Here is an 18436-nt window from a genome sequence, read left to right on the forward strand (position 1 = left end):
AACTGCGCGCGCAACCACAACGAACCGCCGGTCGCCGAACAAGCGTGCTGCCCCGGGCTCCGGGGCGCCCGATCCTCCGTCAGATAACGGCTGACGGAGGGGCACCCCACCCCGACAGAGTGACCCGCGGCGCGTTAGGCACCCTCCCCGCGCGACCCCAAATAGCGTCCAGTAGGGTTTGGTCCGCATAAACATCCAAACCCCTGCCCGACGCAGGGCGGCGACCGACCACCGAGAAGGCCGCAGCCAACAGCGCGGGCGAGACTCTCGGGAAGGCGCTACGTGAGTCCCAACGGCTCCGACCGCTCGCCGCGGCGCCCGATGCGGCGGAAGCTGCTGCAGGCATTGACTGCGGGCCTGGTCCTGGTAACCGCCACCGGTTGCACATCCAAGGACTTTCCCCGCCTTGGTATGCCGACCCCGGTCACGGAGGAGGCCCCGCGGATCCTCTCCCTCTGGCAGGGCTCGTGGGCGGCTGCGCTCGCCACGGGCGTGCTGGTCTGGGGCCTGATCCTGTGGAGCGTCATCTTCCACCGGCGCAGCCGCACCAAGGTGGAGGTCCCTCCGCAGACGCGTTACAACATGCCCATCGAGGCGCTGTACACGGTGGTCCCGCTCATCATCGTCTCGGTGCTCTTCTACTTCACGGCACGTGACGAGTCCAAGCTCCTCAAGCTCGACGACAAGCCCGCCCACACCATCAACGTGGTCGGCTTCCAGTGGAGCTGGGGCTTCAACTACATCGAGAACGTGCCGGGGTCCAACAAGGACAACGCCAGGACCGCCAAGGAACTGGACGCGATCCCGGACCGGTTCCGCAAGGACTTCCCGGCGAACGCCGGCGGTGTCTACCAGGTCGGCACGCCCGGCGAGCGGAACCCGCAGAACGGCAACCCGGGCCCGACCCTCTGGCTCCCCAAGGGCGAGAAGGTCCGCTTCGTACTGACTTCGCGTGACGTCATCCACTCCTTCTGGGTGGTTCCGTTCCTCATGAAGCAGGACGTCATCCCGGGCCACACCAACGCCTTCGAGGTCACTCCGAACAAGGAGGGCACCTTCATGGGCAAGTGCGCCGAACTGTGCGGCGTCGACCACTCCCGGATGCTCTTCAACGTCAAGGTCGTCTCTCCCGAGCGCTACAAGCAGCACCTCGAGGACCTGGCGAAGAAGAACCAGACCGGTTACATCCCGGCCGGCATCGAGCAGACGGGCCACGAGAAGAACCGGGAGACGAACAACCTGTGAGCATCCTCAACGAACCCCAGGGTGCCGCGGCGGCGAAAGACTCGTACTACGAGGACGAGCTGCCGGTCAGGCGCAAGCAGCCGGGCAACGTCGTCGTCAAGTGGATGACCACCACTGACCACAAGACGATCGGCACGCTCTATCTGGTCACGTCGTTCGCGTTCTTCTGCATCGGCGGAGTGATGGCGCTCTTCATGCGCGCCGAGCTGGCCCGTCCCGGTACGCAGATCATGTCGAACGAGCAGTTCAACCAGGCGTTCACGATGCACGGCACGATCATGCTGCTGATGTTCGCGACGCCGCTGTTCGCGGGCTTCGCGAACTGGATCATGCCGCTCCAGATCGGCGCCCCCGACGTGGCCTTCCCACGTCTGAACATGTTCGCCTACTGGCTGTACCTGTTCGGCTCGCTGATCGCGATCGGTGGCTTCCTCACCCCGAACGGCGCCGCGGACTTCGGTTGGTTCGCCTACTCGCCGCTCTCGGACGCGGTCCGGTCGCCGGGCATCGGCGCCGACATGTGGATCATGGGTCTGGCCTTCTCCGGCTTCGGCACGATCCTCGGCTCGGTCAACTTCATCACCACCATCATCTGCATGCGCGCGCCCGGCATGACGATGTTCCGCATGCCGATCTTCGTGTGGAACGTGCTGCTCACGGCCGTGCTTGTGCTGCTTGCCTTCCCGGTCCTGGCTGCCGCGCTGTTCGCCCTGGAGGCGGACCGCAAGTTCGGTGCCCATATCTTCGACGCGGCCAATGGCGGCGCATTGCTCTGGCAACACCTCTTCTGGTTCTTCGGCCATCCAGAGGTGTACATCATCGCGCTACCATTCTTCGGAATCATTTCCGAGGTCATTCCGGTCTTCTCCCGCAAGCCGATGTTCGGCTACATGGGCCTGATCGGTGCGACCATCGCGATCGCCGGTCTCTCCGTGACGGTGTGGGCGCACCACATGTACGTCACAGGCGGCGTGCTACTGCCGTTCTTCTCCTTCATGACGTTCCTCATCGCCGTGCCAACAGGCGTGAAGTTCTTCAACTGGATCGGAACGATGTGGAAGGGCTCGCTGTCCTTCGAGACCCCGATGCTGTGGGCGGTCGGCTTCCTGATCACCTTCACCTTCGGTGGTCTGACGGGTGTCATCCTGGCCTCGCCGCCGATGGACTTCCACGTGTCGGACTCGTACTTCGTGGTCGCGCACTTCCACTACGTCGTCTTCGGCACCGTGGTGTTCGCGATGTTCTCCGGATTCCACTTCTGGTGGCCGAAGTTCACCGGCAAGATGCTCGACGAGCGCCTCGGCAAGATCACCTTCTGGACGCTGTTCGTGGGCTTCCACGGCACGTTCCTCGTCCAGCACTGGCTGGGTGCCGAGGGAATGCCGCGCCGGTACGCGGACTACCTGGACGCCGACGGCTTCACCGCCCTGAACACGATCTCGACGATCTGTTCGTTCCTGCTCGGTCTGTCGATCCTGCCGTTCTTCTACAACATCTGGAAGACCGCCAAGTACGGCAAGAAGATCGAGGTCGACGACCCGTGGGGCTACGGCCGCTCCCTGGAGTGGGCCACGTCCTGCCCGCCGCCGCGGCACAACTTCCTCACGCTGCCGCGCATCCGCAGTGAATCCCCGGCGTTCGACCTGCACCACCCGGAGATCGCCGCGCTCGACCAGCTCGAGAACGCCGATCACGGCGACAAGGCCCTCGCCGGCAGCAAGGAGGCCGGCAAGTGAAGATCCAGGGCAAGATGTTCATCTGGCTGAGCGTCTTCGTACTGATCATGGCCGTCGTGTACGGCTGGTGGTCGAAGGAGCCCGCCGGTACCACCGCGCTCTTCCTGGCCTTCGGCCTGTGCATCATGATCGGCTACTACCTGGCCTTCACGGCCAGGCGGGTCGACGCCTCGGCTCAGGACAACAAGGAAGCGGACGTCGCGGACGAGGCCGGCGAGGTGGGCTTCTTCAGCCCGCACAGTTGGCAGCCGCTGTCCCTGGCCATCGGTGGCGCGCTCGCCTTCATGGGCGTCGTCTTCGGCTGGTGGCTGCTGTACTTCTCGGCCCCGATCCTGCTGATCGGCCTGTGGGGCTGGGTCTTCGAGTACTACCGCGGCGAGAGCCAGAACCAGTAGTTCTCCCGCACCGCAGGTCCGAAGGGGCCCGGACACTCCGTCAGGAGCGTCCGGGCCCCTTCGGCCTGCCGTTCGCCCGTCCGGGGGAATCCGGGGAGACTCGTACGGAGCACTCGGCGCGCCGGACTTGGCGGATCTTCATACCGTGTGCTCATGAGCAACTCTCCGCGAATCCGCACGGTACTGAGCTGTACGTTGCTGGTGGTCGCCCTCGGTGCGGGGGCCACGGCCTGCGGCAACGACGGCCATCCGCTGTCGGCCAAGCCGTACGACGCGGCGAGCCAGATCGCCTTCAGCGGGCCCGCGGGCAGCAAGAAGGCCGACCCGGACAAGCCCCTCGAAGTCACCGCCCAGGGCGGCGAGGGACGCATCACCGATGTGACCGCCACCGACGCCATGGGGCGCTATGTGGCGGGCGAACTGCGCGCCGACGGCTCCCGGTGGCGCAGCACGGCGCCGCTGGCCGCGGGCGCCCACTACAGGGTCCGGGTCAGCACCGAGGACGACAAGGGCGCACCGGGCCGCAAGGTCATCACCTTCGCCACGGACCAGGCCGACCAGAGCAAGCAGTTGCAGGTCACCTTCGGCCCGCAGGCGGGCAAGTACGGCGTCGGCCAGCCGGCCACCGCGAAGCTCAGCGCCGACGTCAAGGGCAAGGAGCCCAGGGCCACCGTGGAACGGGCCCTGAAGGTGCGCTCACAGCCCGCCACGGAGGGCGCCTGGCACTGGGTGGACGACAGGACGCTGCACTACCGCCCCAAGGAGTACTGGCCCGCCAACGCCACCGTCGACCTGCACAGCAACCTGGACGGCATCAAGGTCACCGACAAGCTCTGGGGCGGCGCCGCCAAGCCGCTGCGCTTCACCACCGGCGACAGGATCGAGGCGGTGACGGACGCGGGGGCGCACTCGATGACCGTCTACCGCAACGGCAAGGAGATCAACTCGATCCCGGTGACCACCGGCAAGCCCGGCTACGCCACCCGCAACGGCATCAAGGTGGTGCTCGGCAAGGAGTACGTCGTCCGCATGACCAGCGCCAGCATCGGCTCCGCGGACTTCTACGACAAGATGGTCTACTACGCGACCAGGGTCACCGACAGCGGCGAGTACGTGCACGCGGCCCCCTGGTCGGTGGGCTCCCAGGGCAGCGCGAACACCAGCCACGGCTGCACGGGCATGAGCACGGGCAACGCCGCCTGGTTCTACGAGACCGTCCGCCAGGGCGACATCGTGAAGGTCGTCAACAGTTACGGCGCCGACATGGACCCGTTCGGGAACGGATTCGGCGACTGGAACGTGAGCTGGGACAAATGGCGCAAGGGCAGCGCCCTCCTGGCCGACACCAAGGAGGGCCCGCCCCCCACGGACACGGCCCGCCTGCGCCCCCAGTCGGCCTAGGGGCCCTGTAAGGGCCGCGCAAGGGGCGCGGGGAACCGCGCGACAAGCCACAACGGCGCGACACCCGCCATACAGCCCAGGCCCCACTCTCTCAGGCGCTCAAGGCGGCCTTCTCGCGCAGCAGGGAGGCCAGCGAGGAGGCGAACTCCACCGGTTCGACCGGCAAGGTCACCGCGGCCTCAGCCCGGCTCCACGTGGCCAGCCAAGCGTCCTGCGGCCGCCCGATGAGCAAAAGCACCGGCGGCGCCTGGAAAACCTCGTCCTTGATCTGCCGGCACACGCCCATGCCACCGGCGGGCGCGGCCTCCCCGTCGAGCACGCAGACGTCGATGCCGCCCTTGTCCAGCTCCCGGAGAACCGCCGGGAGCGTCGCGCACTCGACGAAGCGGACTTCCGGGACGTCACTGGCGGGCCTGCGCCCGGTGGCCAGGCGGACCTGCTCCCGGGTGCTCGCGTCGTCGCTGTAGACAAGCACCGTGGCGGTCGGCTGCATGGTTCCTCCGCTTCGTCGAGGGGATCTCGCGCGGATGCTACCCCTCCCGACACCCCGTCAACAGCGCTTCGGACACCGCCGCGATGGGCCATACGGGCTGGACACACGCCGCAGACACTCCGAACGGCACCCCCCGGGGTGAGGGCGGGATAAGCGACCGACATAATGTCGGTCGTGGCGACAGCAACGACAGTAGATACCGGGCACGCGCACCCGCCGGTCAATCGACCGAACCTCACCAGCGTCGGAACCATCATCTGGCTGAGTTCCGAGCTGATGTTCTTCGCGGCCCTCTTCGCGATGTACTTCACCCTGCGATCGGTGACAGGTCCAGAGCACTGGAAGGAAATGGCTGACAGCCTGAACTTCCCGTTCTCGGCGACGAACACCACCATCCTGGTGCTCTCCTCTCTCACATGTCAGCTCGGCGTCTTCGCCGCCGAGCGCGGTGACGTGAAGAAGCTCCGGATGTGGTTCATCGTCACCTTCATCATGGGTGCGATCTTCATCGGAGGTCAGGTCTTCGAGTACACGGAGCTGGTCAAGCACGAGGGCCTCTCGCTCTCGTCGGACCCGTACGGCTCGGTGTTCTACCTGACCACCGGCTTCCACGGACTGCATGTGACAGGCGGACTCATCGCCTTCCTGCTGGTCCTCGGCCGCACCTACGCGGCCAGGAGGTTCACCCACGAGCAGGCGACCGCCGCCATCGTCGTGTCCTACTACTGGCACTTCGTCGATGTCGTCTGGATCGGCCTCTTCGCCACGATCTACATGATCAAGTAATCGGTAGCGGGGACCGCGGCGGCGCTTCGGCCGCCCCGACGCACCCGACGTACCGACACATTCCAGAAGCATCGACGCAGAAGATCCTGACACCGGGGTAATCCGTGAAAAAGCTCTCCGCACGACGACGCCATCCGCTGGCGGCGGTCGTCGTCCTACTCCTCGCGCTGGCGGCCACCGGGGGGCTGTACGCCGTGTTCGCTCCGGCGGACAAGGCGCAGGCCGACGAAACCGCTCAGTCCCTCGCCATCGACGAGGGCAAGAAGCTCTATGCCGTGGGCTGCTCAAGCTGCCACGGAACCGGCGGTCAGGGCTCCTCCGACGGCCCGAGCCTGGTGGGCGTGGGCGCCGCCGCTGTCGACTTCCAGGTCGGCACCGGCCGGATGCCGCTCCAGCAGCAGGGCGCCCAGGCGCCCAAGAAGAAGGTCATCTACAACCAGGCTCAGATCGACCAGTTGGCCGCGTACGTGGCCTCGCTCGGCGCGGGACCCAACGTTCCGACCAAGAAGCAGGTCAGCCCCGAGGGCGCCGACATCGCCAAGGGCGGCGAACTCTTCCGTACCAACTGCGCGCAGTGCCACAACTTCACCGGTGAAGGCGGCGCGCTGACGCACGGCAAGTTCGCTCCGAGCCTGGAGGGCGTCAGCCCCAAGCACATCTACGAGGCCATGCAGACGGGCCCGCAGAACATGCCGTCCTTCCCCGACACGACGATGCCGGAGAAGAGCAAGAAGGACATCATCGCGTACCTCGACGCGGTCAACGGTGAGAAGACCGAGAGCCCCGGCGGTCTCAAGCTGGGCGGTCTCGGACCGGTCAGCGAAGGCCTGTTCGCCTGGATCTTCGGCCTCGGCGCACTGATCGCGGTCGCCGTGTGGGTCGCCGCCCGGACCGCAAAGGCCAAGAAGTCATGAGTGGACAAGACAACCCAGAAGAGAACCTGCCCAGCGCGCAGGAAACCGAGCACGGCTCGGTGGCCGTAGCCGGCCACGCCGACACGGACCCGTTCGCGGACCCGGGGCTTCCGCCCCACGCGCACCGCGTCCAGGACATCGACGAGAAGGCCGCCCGGCGCTCCGAGCGCACGGTGGCGCTGCTCTTCACCATCTCGATGCTGGCCACCGTCGGCTTCATCGCCTCGTTCGTGGCGTTCCCGGTCGACAAGAGCGTCTTCATCTGGCCCATCGGTCACATCAGCGCGCTGAACTTCGCGCTCGGCATGACCCTCGGTGTGGCGCTCTTCTGCATCGGTGCGGGCGCGGTCCACTGGGCCCGCACCCTGATGTCCGACGTGGAGGTCGCCGACGAGCGGCACCCGATCGAGGCCGAGCCCGAGGTCAAGGCCAAGGTCATGGCGGACTTCGCGGCGGGCGCCAAGGAGTCCCAGCTCGGCCGGCGCAAGCTGATCCGCAACACCATGTTCGGCGCGCTCGCGATGGTCCCGCTGTCCGGCGTCGTCCTGCTGCGTGACCTCGGTCCGCTGCCGGAGGACAAGCTGCGGCACACCCTGTGGTCCAAGGGCAAGCTGCTCGTGAACATGAACACGAACGAGCCGCTGCGCCCCTCGGACGTCCAGGTCGGATCGCTCACCTTCGCCAAGCCCGAGGGCCTGGAGGAGCACGACCACGACTTCCAGACCCAGATCGCCAAGGCGGCCCTGATGATCGTCCGGATCCAGCCGGACAACATCAAGGACAAGCGTGAGCTCGAGTGGTCGCACGAGGGCGTCGTCGCGTACTCCAAGATCTGCACCCACGTGGGCTGCCCGATCTCCCTGTACGAGCAGCAGACGCACCACGTCCTCTGCCCGTGCCACCAGTCCACCTTCGACCTCTCCGACGGGGCCCGAGTGATCTTCGGCCCGGCCGGTCACGCGTTGCCGCAGTTGCGCATCGGTGTGAACGAGGAGGGCTATCTTCAGGCGCTTGGCGACTTCGAAGAGCCCGTCGGTCCTGCCTTCTGGGAGCGCGGATGAGTACCGAGAACAGCACGTCGCCACAGGCTCCGGCCGCCCCGGCGAACGACAGCCGCAAGAAGGCGCCCGCGGGTGAGCGGGTCGCCGACTGGGCGGACGGCAGGCTCGGGATCTACTCCCTGGCCAAGGCCAACATGCGCAAGATCTTCCCGGACCACTGGTCCTTCATGCTCGGTGAGATCTGCCTCTACAGCTTCATCATCATCATCCTCACGGGTGTGTATCTGACGCTGTTCTTCCACCCGTCGATGAACGAGGTGGAGTACCACGGCAGCTACGTGCCCCTGCAGGGCCAGCTCATGTCCGAGGCGTTCAACTCGACCATGCACATCTCCTTCGATGTGCGCGGTGGTCTGCTGATCCGGCAGATCCACCACTGGGCGGCGCTGATCTTCCTCGCCGGCATGTTCGTGCACATGATGCGCGTGTTCTTCACGGGTGCGTTCCGCAAGCCGCGTGAGGTCAACTGGCTGTTCGGCTTCCTGCTGTTCGTCCTCGGCATGTTCACCGGCTTCACCGGTTACTCGCTCCCGGACGACCTGCTCTCCGGCACCGGTGTGCGCTTCATGCAGGGCGCGATCCTGTCCGTGCCGATCGTGGGCACGTATCTGTCGATGTTCCTGTTCGGCGGCGAGTTCCCCGGCGGCGACTTCGTGGCCCGGTTCTACTCGGTCCACATCCTGCTGCTGCCGGGCATCATGCTCGGCCTCGTGGTGGCGCACCTGATCCTGGTCTTCTACCACAAGCACACGCAGTTCGCGGGCCCCGGCAAGAGCAACAAGAACGTCGTCGGCATGCCGCTGCTCCCGGTCTACATGGCCAAGGCCGGAGGCTTCTTCTTCCTGGTCTTCGGTGTCATCGCGGCCATCGCGGCGATCGCCTCGATCAACCCGATCTGGGCGCTCGGCCCGTACCGCCCCGACCAGGTGTCCACCGGCGCCCAGCCCGACTGGTACATGGGCTTCGCCGAGGGTCTGATCCGAGTGATGCCGGGCTGGGAGATCAACATCTGGGGTCACACGCTTGTCCTCGGCGTGATGATCCCGCTTGCGGTCTTCCCGCTGGTCCTCGTGGCCATCGCGGTCTACCCGTTCATCGAGTCCTGGGTCACCGGCGACAAGCGCGAGCACCACATCCTGGACCGCCCGCGCAACGCCCCGACCCGTACGGGCTTCGGTGTCGCCTGGATCACCGCGTACATGGTGATGCTGGTCGGTGGTGGAAACGACCTGTGGGCCACGCACTTCCACCTGTCGCTGAACGCCATCACCTGGTTCGTCCGGATCTTCTTCTTCGTCGGACCGGTCATCGCGTTCATCGTCACCAAGCGGATCTGCCTCGGCCTGCAGCGCCGTGACAAGGAGAAGGTGCTGCACGGACGCGAGTCCGGCATCATCAAGCGCCTGCCGCACGGCGAGTTCATCGAGGTGCACGAGCCGCTCGACTCCGAGCAGCTCCACACCCTCACCGCGCACGAGCAGTACAAGCCGCTCGAGATCGGCCCGACGGTCGACGAGAACGGCGTGCAGCGCAAGGTGAAGGGCTCGCAGAAGCTGCGGGCGAAGCTGTCCAAGAGCATGTACGGCGAGGACAGCCAGATCCCGAAGCCGACCACCGAGGAGTACAAGGAGATCACGAGCGGCCACGGCCACCACTGATCCCCCGCGCGCCTCGACGCGCCGACCCCGAGGTCGCCACGGCAGGAGCCCCGTCCAGTGCATGGACGGGGCTCTTTGCCGTCCCCGGGGCTGGATAGGGTGGCGGGGCACCCCCATGTGCCGGGGTGCCCTCATCGAGAGATCCCGCGAGAGATCCCGTCTAGCACCCAGGAGCGGCCATGAGCGCTGTGCACCCCGCAGGAGGCGACACCGCGGCGGCCCGTTCCTGGCCCGACGTGCTGAACGGGCTGCTCGACGGGCGCGACCAGAGCGCGGACGACACGGCCTGGGCCATGGACCGCATCATGCGCGGTGAGGCCACCGACGCGCAGATCGCGGGCTTCGCCGTGGCGCTGCGGGCCAAGGGCGAGACCGTCGAGGAAATCTCAGGCCTTGTCCGTGCGATGTACGAGCACGCCCACGTCATCGACGTGCCGGGGCCCAGCGTCGACATCGTCGGCACCGGCGGCGACGGCGCCAGAACCGTGAACATCTCCACCATGTCCGCGATCGTCGTCGCCGGCACCGGCGCGAAGGTCGTCAAGCACGGCAACCGCGCCGCGTCCTCCGCGAGCGGCGCCTCCGACGTCCTGGAGAAGCTCGGCGTCAACCTCGAACTCACCCCGCAGCGGGTGCGGGAGGTCGCCGATGAGGCGGGCATCACCTTCTGCTTCGCCGTGAGGTTCCACCCCGCGCTGCGGCACGTGGCGCCGGCCAGACGCGAGCTCGGCATCCGGACCACCTTCAACTTCCTCGGCCCGCTGACCAACCCCGCCAAGGTGCGGGCGCAGGCCACGGGTGTCGCCGACGCGCGGATGGCGCCGATCCTCGCCGGGGTGCTCGCCGAGCGCGGCTCGTCCGCGCTCGTCTTCCGCGGTGACGACGGGCTCGACGAGCTGACCACGACGGCCACGTCCCGGGTGTGGGTGGTACGGGACGGGGGCGTCCGCGAGGAGGCCTTCGACCCCCGGGACGTCGGTGTGGACCTGGTGCCGGTGGAGGCGCTGCGGGGCGCCGACGCGGCGTACAACGCGGATGTCGCCCGGCGGTTGCTCGACGGGGAGTCCGGTCCCGTGCGGGACGCGGTCCTCCTCAACTCCGCGGCGGCGCTGGTCGCCCTGGGGCAGGGCGAAGGCTCTCTCCCTGAGCTGATCCTGGCCGGGATGGCCGAGGCCGCCGAGGCCATCGACTCGGGCGCCGCCAAGGCCGCCCTCGCCCGCTGGGTGACCGCCAGCAACCGTTAGCCCCCGTAAGGGGCGCGGGGAACTGCGCGCTCAGCGCGCGACAAGCCGCAGACGCGTCTGCCGAGCAACTGTGCAGCCGCGTCCGCGGCTTTTTTCGTGGCCGGTCGCGCAGTTCCCCGCGCCCCTTACGGGGCGGGTGTTGCGAAGGCATGGTCATGTGGCAAGATGCTGCGCAGGTCATGAGTAACAGCGACTACGGCCCCGGCCCGCTGTTCGGCAACCCTCCGTCCGTGGCGGGGTGCCCCGGGTGAAGACCAGGCGGTGAACAGCAAGGTTCATCGCAAGCGCGGACCCCTCGCGTCACCAGGGGTCCTGGTCGTCGAGGGAGCAGTCTCGTGAGCAAGCGAATGCGCTAGGGCCCAGAGCCCCGTTTTCCGTAACCCCTCCGCCCGGCGAAGAGCGCCGCGCGTCGAGGCAACACCCGTACGCAGAGCGCCGATCGCGCCGTAGCGGTCGCCGTCGCCGTCGCCGTCGCACGGGATCTTACGTAGCTGTTCCTTCGTGCCCGCAGGGAGATCCGTCATGTCCGCACGCCCCGCCGCCCAGATCGCCACCGCCCCCGCCACCGGCACCTCCGCCGTCGCCACCGACCCGGCGGACCCCTCCTGCGCGGCGCCGCTCCCCGTACTCGGCCGCGATGTCACCGTTCCCCTCGTCACCGGGGGCGAGGTGACGTACGCGGCCCTCGACTACGCCGCGAGCGCCCCCGCCCTGCAGCGCGTGTGGGACGACGTGGCCGCGTACGCGCCGTACTACGGGAGCGTGCACCGCGGTGCCGGATACCTGTCGCAGCTCTCGACCGACCTGTTCGAGAACGCCCGCAGGACCGTCGCCGACTTCCTCGGGTGCCGGGAGGGCGACCAGGTGGTGTTCACCCGGTCCACCACCGACTCGCTGAACCTGCTCGCCGCCGCCCTGCCCGCCGACTGCCAGGTCTTCGTGTTCGAGACCGAGCACCACGCGTCCCTGCTGCCGTGGCGCGACGCCCGCGTCACCTACCTCGACGCCCCGCGCACCCACGACGACGCCGTCCACACCCTGGAGCGCGCCCTCGCCGACCGCGATCCCTACGGGCCCGCCCTGGTGTGCGTCACCGGCGCCTCCAACGTCACCGGTGAGCTGTGGCCGGTCCGTGAGCTGGCCGCCGCCGCGCACGCGCACGGCGCCCGCATCGTGCTCGACGCCGCCCAGCTCGCGCCCCACCACCCGGTGGACCTGGCCGAGCTCGACGTCGACTGGGCCGCCTTCTCCGGCCACAAGCTGTACGCGCCCTTCGGCTCCGGCGTGCTCGCCGGGCGGGCCGACTGGCTCCAGGAGGCCGAGCCGTACCTGGCGGGCGGCGGCGCCTCGCGGAAGGTGGCGCGCCGCGCCGACGGGGGAGTGGACGTCGAGTGGCACGACACGGCCGCCCGGCACGAGGCGGGCTCGCCCAACGTCATCGGCGCGTACTCCATCGCCTCCGCCTGCAAGGCCCTTCAGGAGGCCGGGTTCGACGGGCTCGTGGAGCGGGAGCGGCACCTGATCCGCACCGTCCGCGAAGGGCTCGCCGAGGTGCCGCGGGTGCGGGTGCTCTCGCTGTTCGGGGACGACGCGCCGCGCGTCGGCGTCATCTCGTTCGTCGTGGACGGCTGGAACAGCTCCCACTTCGCGGCCGCGCTGTCCGCCGAGTACGGCATCGGGGTCCGCGACGGCCTCTTCTGTGCGCACCCGCTGGTGCGCACCCTGCTCGGCGGCACGTCCGACGAGCCCGGCGAGTGCGGCGCCCCCGAGGCGGCGCCCGGCGAGCGGTCCCTGAACGCGATCCGGGTGAGCTTCGGCGCGGGCACCCCGGACGAGCACGTGGAGCGGTTCGTACGGGCCGTCAAGGAACTGGTCGCCGACGGCGCGCGCTGGAACTACCGCACCGAGGACGGGCGTTGCGTGCCGGACACCGACGCCGCCGGTGCTGCCACCGGTGCCGCCGCGGCCTGACCCGGCAGCAGGGGCGCAGCGGGACCCGGCCCCGAAAGCACGGGCCCCGGCAGCCTGGAACCCAGCACGATCATGCGCAGGGCGCGTTCGGTGGCGTCGGTGAGGAACTCGGCGCCCCGGTTCAGCGCCTCCGTCAGCGACACCGGGGCGGGCAGGATCGCGCTGTAGGCGTCCACGCCGAGCGCGCGCACCTCCTGCGCCCCGTCGCCGATGGTGCCCGCGAGCACGAGCACCGGTCTGCCGGACCGCTTGGCGCGGCGCGCCACCTCCGCCGGCACCTTGCCGCGCGGCGTCTGGTGGTCGAGGGCGCCCTCGGCGGTGACGACCAGGTCGGCGCGGGCGAGCCTGGCGTCCAGGTCCAGGTGGTCCAGGAGCACGTCGAAGCGGGGCAGGAGCCTGGCGCCGAGCGCGGCGAGCCCCGCGCCGAGACCTCCGGACGCGCCGGTACCGGGGCCCCCGCAGAGGTCGGTGGTGACGCCGAGGTCGCGCGTCAGGACGTACGCCCAGTGATCGAGGGCCCCGGCGAGCTCCTCGACCTGGGCGGGAGTCGCGCCCTTCTGCGGGCCGAACACCCGGGCCACGCCGTGGGGGCCGCACAGGACGTTGTACGGGTTGCAGGCGACGAGCAGCTCCGTGCGGGCGAGGCGGGGGTCGAGGCGCGTGCTGTCGATGTGGTGAAGCCGCGTCAGCTCCCGGCCCCCGTAAGGGAGTTCCCAGCCGTCGGCGTCCAGGAGCCGGGCGCCGAGAGCCTGTAGCGCGCCCGCGCCCCCGTCGGACGTACCCGAGTCGCCGCAGCCCACCAGGACGCGGCGGGCGCCGGTGTCGAGGGCGGCCCTGATCAGCTCGCCGACGCCGTACGTCGTGGTGGCCCCCGGGTCGCGCAGGTCCCGCGGGACCAGGCCGAGGCCCGCGGCGGCGGCCATCTCCACGACGGCGGTGCCGGAGCCGAGCAGTGCGAAGTGCGTGCCGATGCGCTCGCCCAGGGGGCCCGTCGCGGGCAGCGCCACCAAGCGGCCCCCGGTCGCCGCGGCCAGGGCCTGTGCGGTGCCCTCGCCGCCGTCCACCAGCGGGATCAGGTCGACCTCGGCGTCCGGTACGACACGTCGTACGCCGGTGGCGATGGCCTCGGCGGCGGCCTTGGCGGACAGGGACTCCTTGAAGCCGCTGGGCGCGACGGCGACACGGGTCAGGGACATGGACGTACTCCTTGCGGGCAGGGGGGCGAGAGGACTCGGCCGACGGGCGGTGCCGGCGTACGGCGAAGGCGTGGGCTCAACGGACGACGGGCACGCCGAGCAGGGGCCATACCGAGAGCGCGAACAGCAGGACGAGGGCCGCCGTCAGGGGAGCGAGCACGGCGGACAGACGCAGCAGGTCACGCGAGGTGTAGGTGGGCGTCCCCGGTATGTCGGCGAAGAGCGTGACCGGCTTCGCGGACGCGGGCAGCGTGTGACAGAACCCGGCGGCGGCGGTGGACGCGAGCGCGGCGGCGACCGGGTTCACACCGGCGCCCACGGCAGCCGCGATCACCAGCGGCACGAGCACCGACGAGCGGGCGGAGCGGGACTGCAGGACCAGATGGGCCGCCGTGCTGACCAGGACGACCACGGCCAGGAACAGCCAGGGCGCCACATCGACGGGCAACCCCGCCACCAGCCACTTCGCCGCCCCCGAGTCGGACATGGCGACGCCCATCGCCATCGTCGCCGCCATGAAGAGCAGCAGCGACCACGGCACCGTCTTCAGCGCGTCCTTCAGGCGTACGGTGCCGAGCGCGGGCGACGACGCGACGACGGCGCCGATCAACGCGACCATCGCGGGCGGCACTTGGTGCAGCGGCTCGCTGCACCACAGCGCGACGACGGTGGCCAGGAGGAGGGCGCAGCGGGTCTCGGCGGGCTCCCAGGGTCCTGTGACCGGGCCGCCCACGTCCTCGGTGTCGCGCACGTGTTCCTGTATCTGCTCGGGCGTGATCCGGACGGGGCCCGCGCGGTCGGCGCGGCGCGTCGTCGTCAACAGCACGGCCTCGGCCGCCAGATGGGACGAGACGATCGCGAGGGGCAGACCGAGCAGCAGCCACTGCGTGAAGCCGATCCGCTCCCCGGTGCTCTCCCACAGGACCGAGACCGTGATCAGATGGGCGCCCGCACCGATCAGGGTGGCGACGGCGGACAGCAGGATCACCGTCGGGAACAGCAGCGCCAGCATCACGACGAGCCGTCGGCGGTCGGCGAGGGCCTTGGCGAGCGCGAGGAAGACGGGCAGGGCCAGTGCCGCCCTGCCGGAGGTGGCGGGTACCGCGAAGGCCGTCACGACGAGCGCGGCGGTCGTCAGATGCGTGAGCTGGCGCACGCTGCGGGCCCCGCTGACCAGGAACACCGCGGCGCGCCCCGCGAGGCCGCTGCGCGCCACGGCGGCGGCGAGCACGAACGCGCAGATCAGCAGCCACACCGTCGCGTCGCCGAGGGCCCCGAAGAGGGTGTCGCTGCTGATCACGCCGGTGGCGGTGAGGGCGAGCCCGGCGCCGAGCGCGATGTACGTGTCGTCGATCGGTGTGCCGATCCAGGCGCAGGTGGCGAGCGCGAAGACCGCGAGCGTGAGCCGGGCGTCCCCGCTCAGACCGGGGAAGTTGGCGGGCACGACGAGCAGCGCGCACAGGCTCAGGGCCAGGCAGAGCAGGGTCGACTGCCGCAGGGTCGGTGTCACGGCATCCAGGGTTGTGCCGGGCCGTGAGCCGCCGATGAGCCGAAGATGAAGGGAACTTCACCGAGCCCCGCGCCCCCTCAGGCCGGCAGCCGGTACCCCATCCCCCGTACCGTCTCCACCCGCTCCGCCCCCAGCTTCTTGCGCAGCGCCCGCACGTACACGTCCACGATGTTCGAGCCCGGGTCGAAGTCGTAGCCCCACACGTGGGACAGGATCTGCTCGCGGGACAGGACCTGTCCGGGGTGGCGCAGGAACAGCTCCAGGAGCACGAACTCCCGTGCCGTCAGGTCCACCGTCCGCTCGCCCGAACGGGCCCGGCGCGTACGCAGGTCGAGCGTCACCTCGCCGGCGCGAAGGACGGTCACCTCGGGCGCCCGGGCCGCCGTGCGCAGCCGCAGCCGCACCCGCGCGAGGAGTTCCTCGAAGCGGAACGGCTTCGTCATCCAGTCGTCGGCGCCGCCCTCCAGACCGGCGACCGTGTCCCGCACGGAGTCACGGGCCGTCAGCACGATCACCGGCGCCGACATCCGCGCCTCGCGCAGCTCCCGCAGGACCGTGAAGCCGTCGCGTCCGGGCAGCCCGATGTCGAGCAGGATCAGGTCGAAGCCACCGGTGAGGGCGTAGTCGTACGCCGTGTCGCCGTCGCCCACGATCGTCGTCGTGAAGCCGTTGGCGCGCAGCCCCTTGTCGACGAAGGACGCGATGCGCTCCTCGTCCTCCACGATCAGGATGCGGTTCACGCGCGGTCCCCAGCGATCGGGTGCAGACTCATGTCCGGTCCTCCAGTACGAGTACGAAAGTGGCGCCGCCGCCCTCGGTGGGGCGCAGCAGGACCTCGCCGCGGTGGCCCCTGGCGATCGCGCGGACGATGGCGAGGCCGAGCCCCGCCCCGCTGGTCCTCGCCCCGCGCCGGGACGTGCCGCGGCGGAAGCGTTCGAAGATGACCTCGGCGTCCTGGTCCTGGACGCCCGGGCCGCTGTCGGCGACGTACAGCTCGACGCGCCCCGCGGTGACCCGGGAGCCGATGCGCACGCGCTGCCCGGGCACGGTGTGCTGGACGGCGTTCTGGGCTAGCTGGACCATCGCCTGGGTGATGCGCTGCGGGTCGAGTCCGGCCTCGCAGTCGGCGACCCCGGCCAGCTCCCAGCGCCGCTCGCCGAGCGTGCGCGCCTTCACGAAGACGTCGGCCGTCAACTCGGCGACCTGCACCGGCTCCGGCCTGATGAAGTCCGGGCGTTCGGCCTTGGCCAGGAGCAGCAGGTCCTCGACGATGCGGCTCATCCGGTCCAGTTCGTCGGTGACGAGCCGGACGGTCTCCTCGCGTTCGGCGGCGGTCTCCGTGGCGCCGCCCATCAGCTCCAGGTGGCCGCGCACGATGGTGATGGGGGTGCGCAGCTCGTGCCCGGCGTCGTCGACGAACTCGCGCTGCGCGGCGAAGGCCCGCTCCAGGCGGTCGAGCATGCCGTTGAACGTCTCGGCGAGGGCGGCGATGTCGTCCCCGCCGTGCACGGGGATGCGCCGGGTCAGGTCCTGCCCGGTGAGCTGCGCGGCGGCGGTCCGCACCACCCGTACGGGTTTGAGGATGCGCCCGGCCACGGCCCACGCGATGCCCGTGGTGAGCACGAGCGCCACGCCGGAGATGGCGAGCAGGATGCGGAAGACGTCGTCCGCCTTGGCCTGTTCGGCGGCCGGGTGGAAGGCCACGACGAACGCCGCCTCCGGCTCGCCGCCGTGCCGGGCGATGTCGACCTTGGACCAGCGCAGCTCGCCGGTGGGGCGGTCCAGGGAGCCGGTGGAGCCGCGCGCCGCGAAGATCGCCCGCCGGGCCGCGGGGTCGTGGTGCAGCGGATGGCCCACCGACACCTCACGGGGCTGGGTGTACTGCGCGGGGCCCGCGCCCTCGCGCCGCACCAGACCGATCAGTTCCTCGCCCGGGTCCGCGTACTGGCGCTCCAGGAAGACCGTGAGCAGCCTGCGCGGGTCGGTGAAGCTCTCGCCGGTGTCCGGGTCGACGCCCCGGTCGACGAAGTTGGTGAACTCGCCGGTCTCCTGGGCGAGCAGCCGGTCGACGCGGCGGTCGACGTCGCGCAGCAGGATCGAACGGGTGGTCGTGGCGACCGCGGCGAGCGCGACCGTCATCATCACGAGCAGCCACAGCAGGATGCGGACGCGCGCGGAGAGCCTGCGGCGGCCGGGCCCGGACGCGTCAGCCGTCGTCGCCGGGCCCGTCGTCCCCGTCGTCCCCGCCGTCGTCCCCGCCGTCGTCCGCGTCGTCCGCGGGCCCGGACCCGCTGCCGCCGGACCCGCTGCCGCCGGACTCGGGGCCGCTGCCGGACGCGGGGCCGCTTCCGGAGCCAGGGCCGCCGCCGGAACGCTGGCCGCTCCCGGGCCCTGGGCCGCTCCCGGACCCGGAGCTGCCGCCGGTGCCGGGGTCGCCCCCCGTTCGGGGGTGGCCCCCGGTGCCGGGATCGCCGCCCGGCCTGGGGGCGCGGGATCCGGTGCCGCCGTCGCCGTGCCTGTCTCCCGTGTCTCCCGTGTCTCCTGCGTCACCCGTGCCGCCCTGATCGCCGTGCCTGCCCGTGCCGTCCGTGGGGTTGTCGCCGACCGGGGGCGGGGAGACCACCTGGTCGCTCGGGGTGGGCGGGGGTTTCGCCGGTGTGTCCGACGGGGCGCCGCTGTCCAGCTCGACCTTGGGCGGGGCCTTGGGGGCCGAGGGGTTGTCGGCGAGGACATAGCTCGTCACGGCGATGCCGAGCGGAATCGCCACGACAGCCGCGAGGGCCGCGATGCGATGCGAGAAGACCATGGCAGCGATCGTGCGGGGCG

The 18436-nt window shown here is 70.0% G+C and carries 16 protein-coding genes and 1 riboswitch; of the genes, 10 read left to right on the forward strand and 6 right to left on the reverse strand.

Annotation, left to right across the window (positions count from 1 at the left end):
- Window positions 1–282: 282 nt before the first annotated feature.
- The 4 genes from ctaC (at window position 283) to IG78_RS0117750 (ending at window position 4777) form a co-directional block, all read left to right on the forward strand.
- Window positions 283–1245 carry an aa3-type cytochrome oxidase subunit II gene (gene ctaC, locus IG78_RS0117735; protein WP_030564229.1) on the forward strand — a complete coding sequence of 321 codons (963 nt, stop codon included), beginning with the start codon at window positions 283–285 and terminating at the stop codon, window positions 1243–1245.
- Window positions 1242–2981, forward strand: coding sequence for an aa3-type cytochrome oxidase subunit I (gene ctaD / locus IG78_RS0117740; RefSeq protein WP_030564231.1), 1740 nt, complete (start codon window positions 1242–1244; stop codon window positions 2979–2981). Before ctaC ends, ctaD begins: the two co-directional genes overlap by 4 nt.
- Complete coding sequence (locus IG78_RS0117745) at window positions 2978–3376, forward strand: cytochrome c oxidase subunit 4 (RefSeq protein WP_030564240.1); 399 nt, start codon at window positions 2978–2980, stop codon at window positions 3374–3376. The genes ctaD and IG78_RS0117745 overlap by 4 nt, the downstream gene beginning before the upstream one ends.
- 153 nt (window positions 3377–3529) lie before the next feature.
- Window positions 3530–4777: a L,D-transpeptidase gene (locus IG78_RS0117750; protein ID WP_030564242.1), complete on the forward strand. Its 1248-nt coding sequence runs from the start codon at window positions 3530–3532 to the stop codon at window positions 4775–4777.
- A 91-nt stretch (window positions 4778–4868) separates the two neighbouring features.
- On the opposite strand, the gene IG78_RS0117755 is transcribed toward IG78_RS0117750, so the two are convergent.
- Window positions 4869–5270: a DNA-binding transcriptional response regulator gene (locus IG78_RS0117755; protein ID WP_030564244.1), complete on the reverse strand. Its 402-nt coding sequence runs from the start codon at window positions 5268–5270 to the stop codon at window positions 4869–4871.
- A gap of 165 nt (window positions 5271–5435) precedes the next feature.
- Here IG78_RS0117755 and ctaE point away from each other — a divergent pair, with 165 nt between their 5' ends.
- From ctaE to IG78_RS0117785, 6 genes are all read left to right on the forward strand, one after another.
- Window positions 5436–6056, forward strand: coding sequence for an aa3-type cytochrome oxidase subunit III (gene ctaE, locus IG78_RS0117760; protein WP_030564245.1), 621 nt, complete (start codon window positions 5436–5438; stop codon window positions 6054–6056).
- A gap of 104 nt (window positions 6057–6160) precedes the next feature.
- A complete protein-coding gene (gene qcrC / locus IG78_RS0117765) occupies window positions 6161–6970 on the forward strand; it encodes a cytochrome bc1 complex diheme cytochrome c subunit (protein ID WP_030564248.1) in 810 nt (269 codons plus the stop codon).
- Complete coding sequence (gene qcrA, locus IG78_RS0117770; protein ID WP_030564249.1) at window positions 6967–8031, forward strand: cytochrome bc1 complex Rieske iron-sulfur subunit; 1065 nt, start codon at window positions 6967–6969, stop codon at window positions 8029–8031. Before qcrC ends, qcrA begins: the two co-directional genes overlap by 4 nt.
- On the forward strand, window positions 8028–9689 hold the full coding sequence (qcrB, locus tag IG78_RS0117775; protein ID WP_030564251.1) for a cytochrome bc1 complex cytochrome b subunit: 1662 nt from the start codon (window positions 8028–8030) through the stop codon (window positions 9687–9689). Before qcrA ends, qcrB begins: the two co-directional genes overlap by 4 nt.
- A 179-nt stretch (window positions 9690–9868) precedes the next feature.
- Entirely contained in the window at window positions 9869–10933 is a 1065-nt protein-coding gene (gene trpD, locus IG78_RS0117780) for an anthranilate phosphoribosyltransferase (RefSeq protein ID WP_030564253.1), read from the forward strand.
- 175 nt (window positions 10934–11108) lie between these two features.
- A riboswitch (SAM riboswitch) is annotated at window positions 11109–11226 on the forward strand.
- A 229-nt stretch (window positions 11227–11455) separates the two neighbouring features.
- Window positions 11456–12904, forward strand: a complete 1449-nt coding sequence (locus tag IG78_RS0117785) for an aminotransferase class V-fold PLP-dependent enzyme (RefSeq protein ID WP_051852730.1) — start codon at window positions 11456–11458, stop codon at window positions 12902–12904.
- On the opposite strand, the gene IG78_RS0117790 is transcribed toward IG78_RS0117785, so the two are convergent.
- The 5 genes from IG78_RS0117790 to IG78_RS52655 form a co-directional block, all read right to left on the reverse strand.
- Window positions 12829–14100: a glycerate kinase family protein gene (locus IG78_RS0117790; RefSeq protein ID WP_030564257.1), complete on the reverse strand. Its 1272-nt coding sequence runs from the start codon at window positions 14098–14100 to the stop codon at window positions 12829–12831. The two genes, IG78_RS0117785 and IG78_RS0117790, sit on opposite strands and share 76 nt — an antisense overlap.
- A gap of 76 nt (window positions 14101–14176) precedes the next feature.
- Window positions 14177–15610 (reverse strand): SLC13 family permease, encoded by a 1434-nt coding sequence (locus IG78_RS0117795; RefSeq protein WP_030564259.1) that lies wholly within the window; start codon window positions 15608–15610, stop codon window positions 14177–14179.
- A 77-nt stretch (window positions 15611–15687) separates the two neighbouring features.
- The gene (locus IG78_RS0117800; protein WP_030564261.1) at window positions 15688–16350 is read right to left on the reverse strand and encodes a response regulator transcription factor; all 663 of its coding nucleotides are present in this window, start codon (window positions 16348–16350) and stop codon (window positions 15688–15690) included.
- Between the two features lie 28 nt (window positions 16351–16378).
- Entirely contained in the window at window positions 16379–17749 is a 1371-nt protein-coding gene (locus tag IG78_RS0117805) for a sensor histidine kinase (RefSeq protein ID WP_030564262.1), read from the reverse strand.
- 67 nt (window positions 17750–17816) lie between these two features.
- The gene (locus IG78_RS52655; RefSeq protein WP_404827793.1) at window positions 17817–18416 is read right to left on the reverse strand and encodes a hypothetical protein; all 600 of its coding nucleotides are present in this window, start codon (window positions 18414–18416) and stop codon (window positions 17817–17819) included.
- Between the last annotated feature and the right edge of the window lie 20 nt (window positions 18417–18436).

The organism is Streptomyces aureocirculatus (genome assembly GCF_000720475.1).
Lineage (GTDB): Bacteria > Actinomycetota > Actinomycetes > Streptomycetales > Streptomycetaceae > Streptomyces > Streptomyces aureocirculatus.

What these genes read in the sequence shown, in the direction of transcription:
- ctaE (WP_030564245.1), top strand. Translation starts at nt 5,436, where the DNA reads ATGTCGGTCGTGGCGACAGCAACGACAGTAGATACCGGGCACGCGCAC.
- IG78_RS0117805 (WP_030564262.1), bottom strand. Translation starts at nt 17,749, where the DNA reads ATGACGGTCGCGCTCGCCGCGGTCGCCACGACCACCCGTTCGATCCTG.
- IG78_RS0117755 (WP_030564244.1), bottom strand. Translation starts at nt 5,270, where the DNA reads ATGCAGCCGACCGCCACGGTGCTTGTCTACAGCGACGACGCGAGCACC.
- IG78_RS52655 (WP_404827793.1), bottom strand. Translation starts at nt 18,416, where the DNA reads ATGGTCTTCTCGCATCGCATCGCGGCCCTCGCGGCTGTCGTGGCGATT.
- qcrB (WP_030564251.1), top strand. Translation starts at nt 8,028, where the DNA reads ATGAGTACCGAGAACAGCACGTCGCCACAGGCTCCGGCCGCCCCGGCG.
- IG78_RS0117750 (WP_030564242.1), top strand. Translation starts at nt 3,530, where the DNA reads ATGAGCAACTCTCCGCGAATCCGCACGGTACTGAGCTGTACGTTGCTG.
- IG78_RS0117790 (WP_030564257.1), bottom strand. Translation starts at nt 14,100, where the DNA reads ATGTCCCTGACCCGTGTCGCCGTCGCGCCCAGCGGCTTCAAGGAGTCC.
- trpD (WP_030564253.1), top strand. Translation starts at nt 9,869, where the DNA reads ATGAGCGCTGTGCACCCCGCAGGAGGCGACACCGCGGCGGCCCGTTCC.
- IG78_RS0117785 (WP_051852730.1), top strand. Translation starts at nt 11,456, where the DNA reads ATGTCCGCACGCCCCGCCGCCCAGATCGCCACCGCCCCCGCCACCGGC.
- qcrA (WP_030564249.1), top strand. Translation starts at nt 6,967, where the DNA reads ATGAGTGGACAAGACAACCCAGAAGAGAACCTGCCCAGCGCGCAGGAA.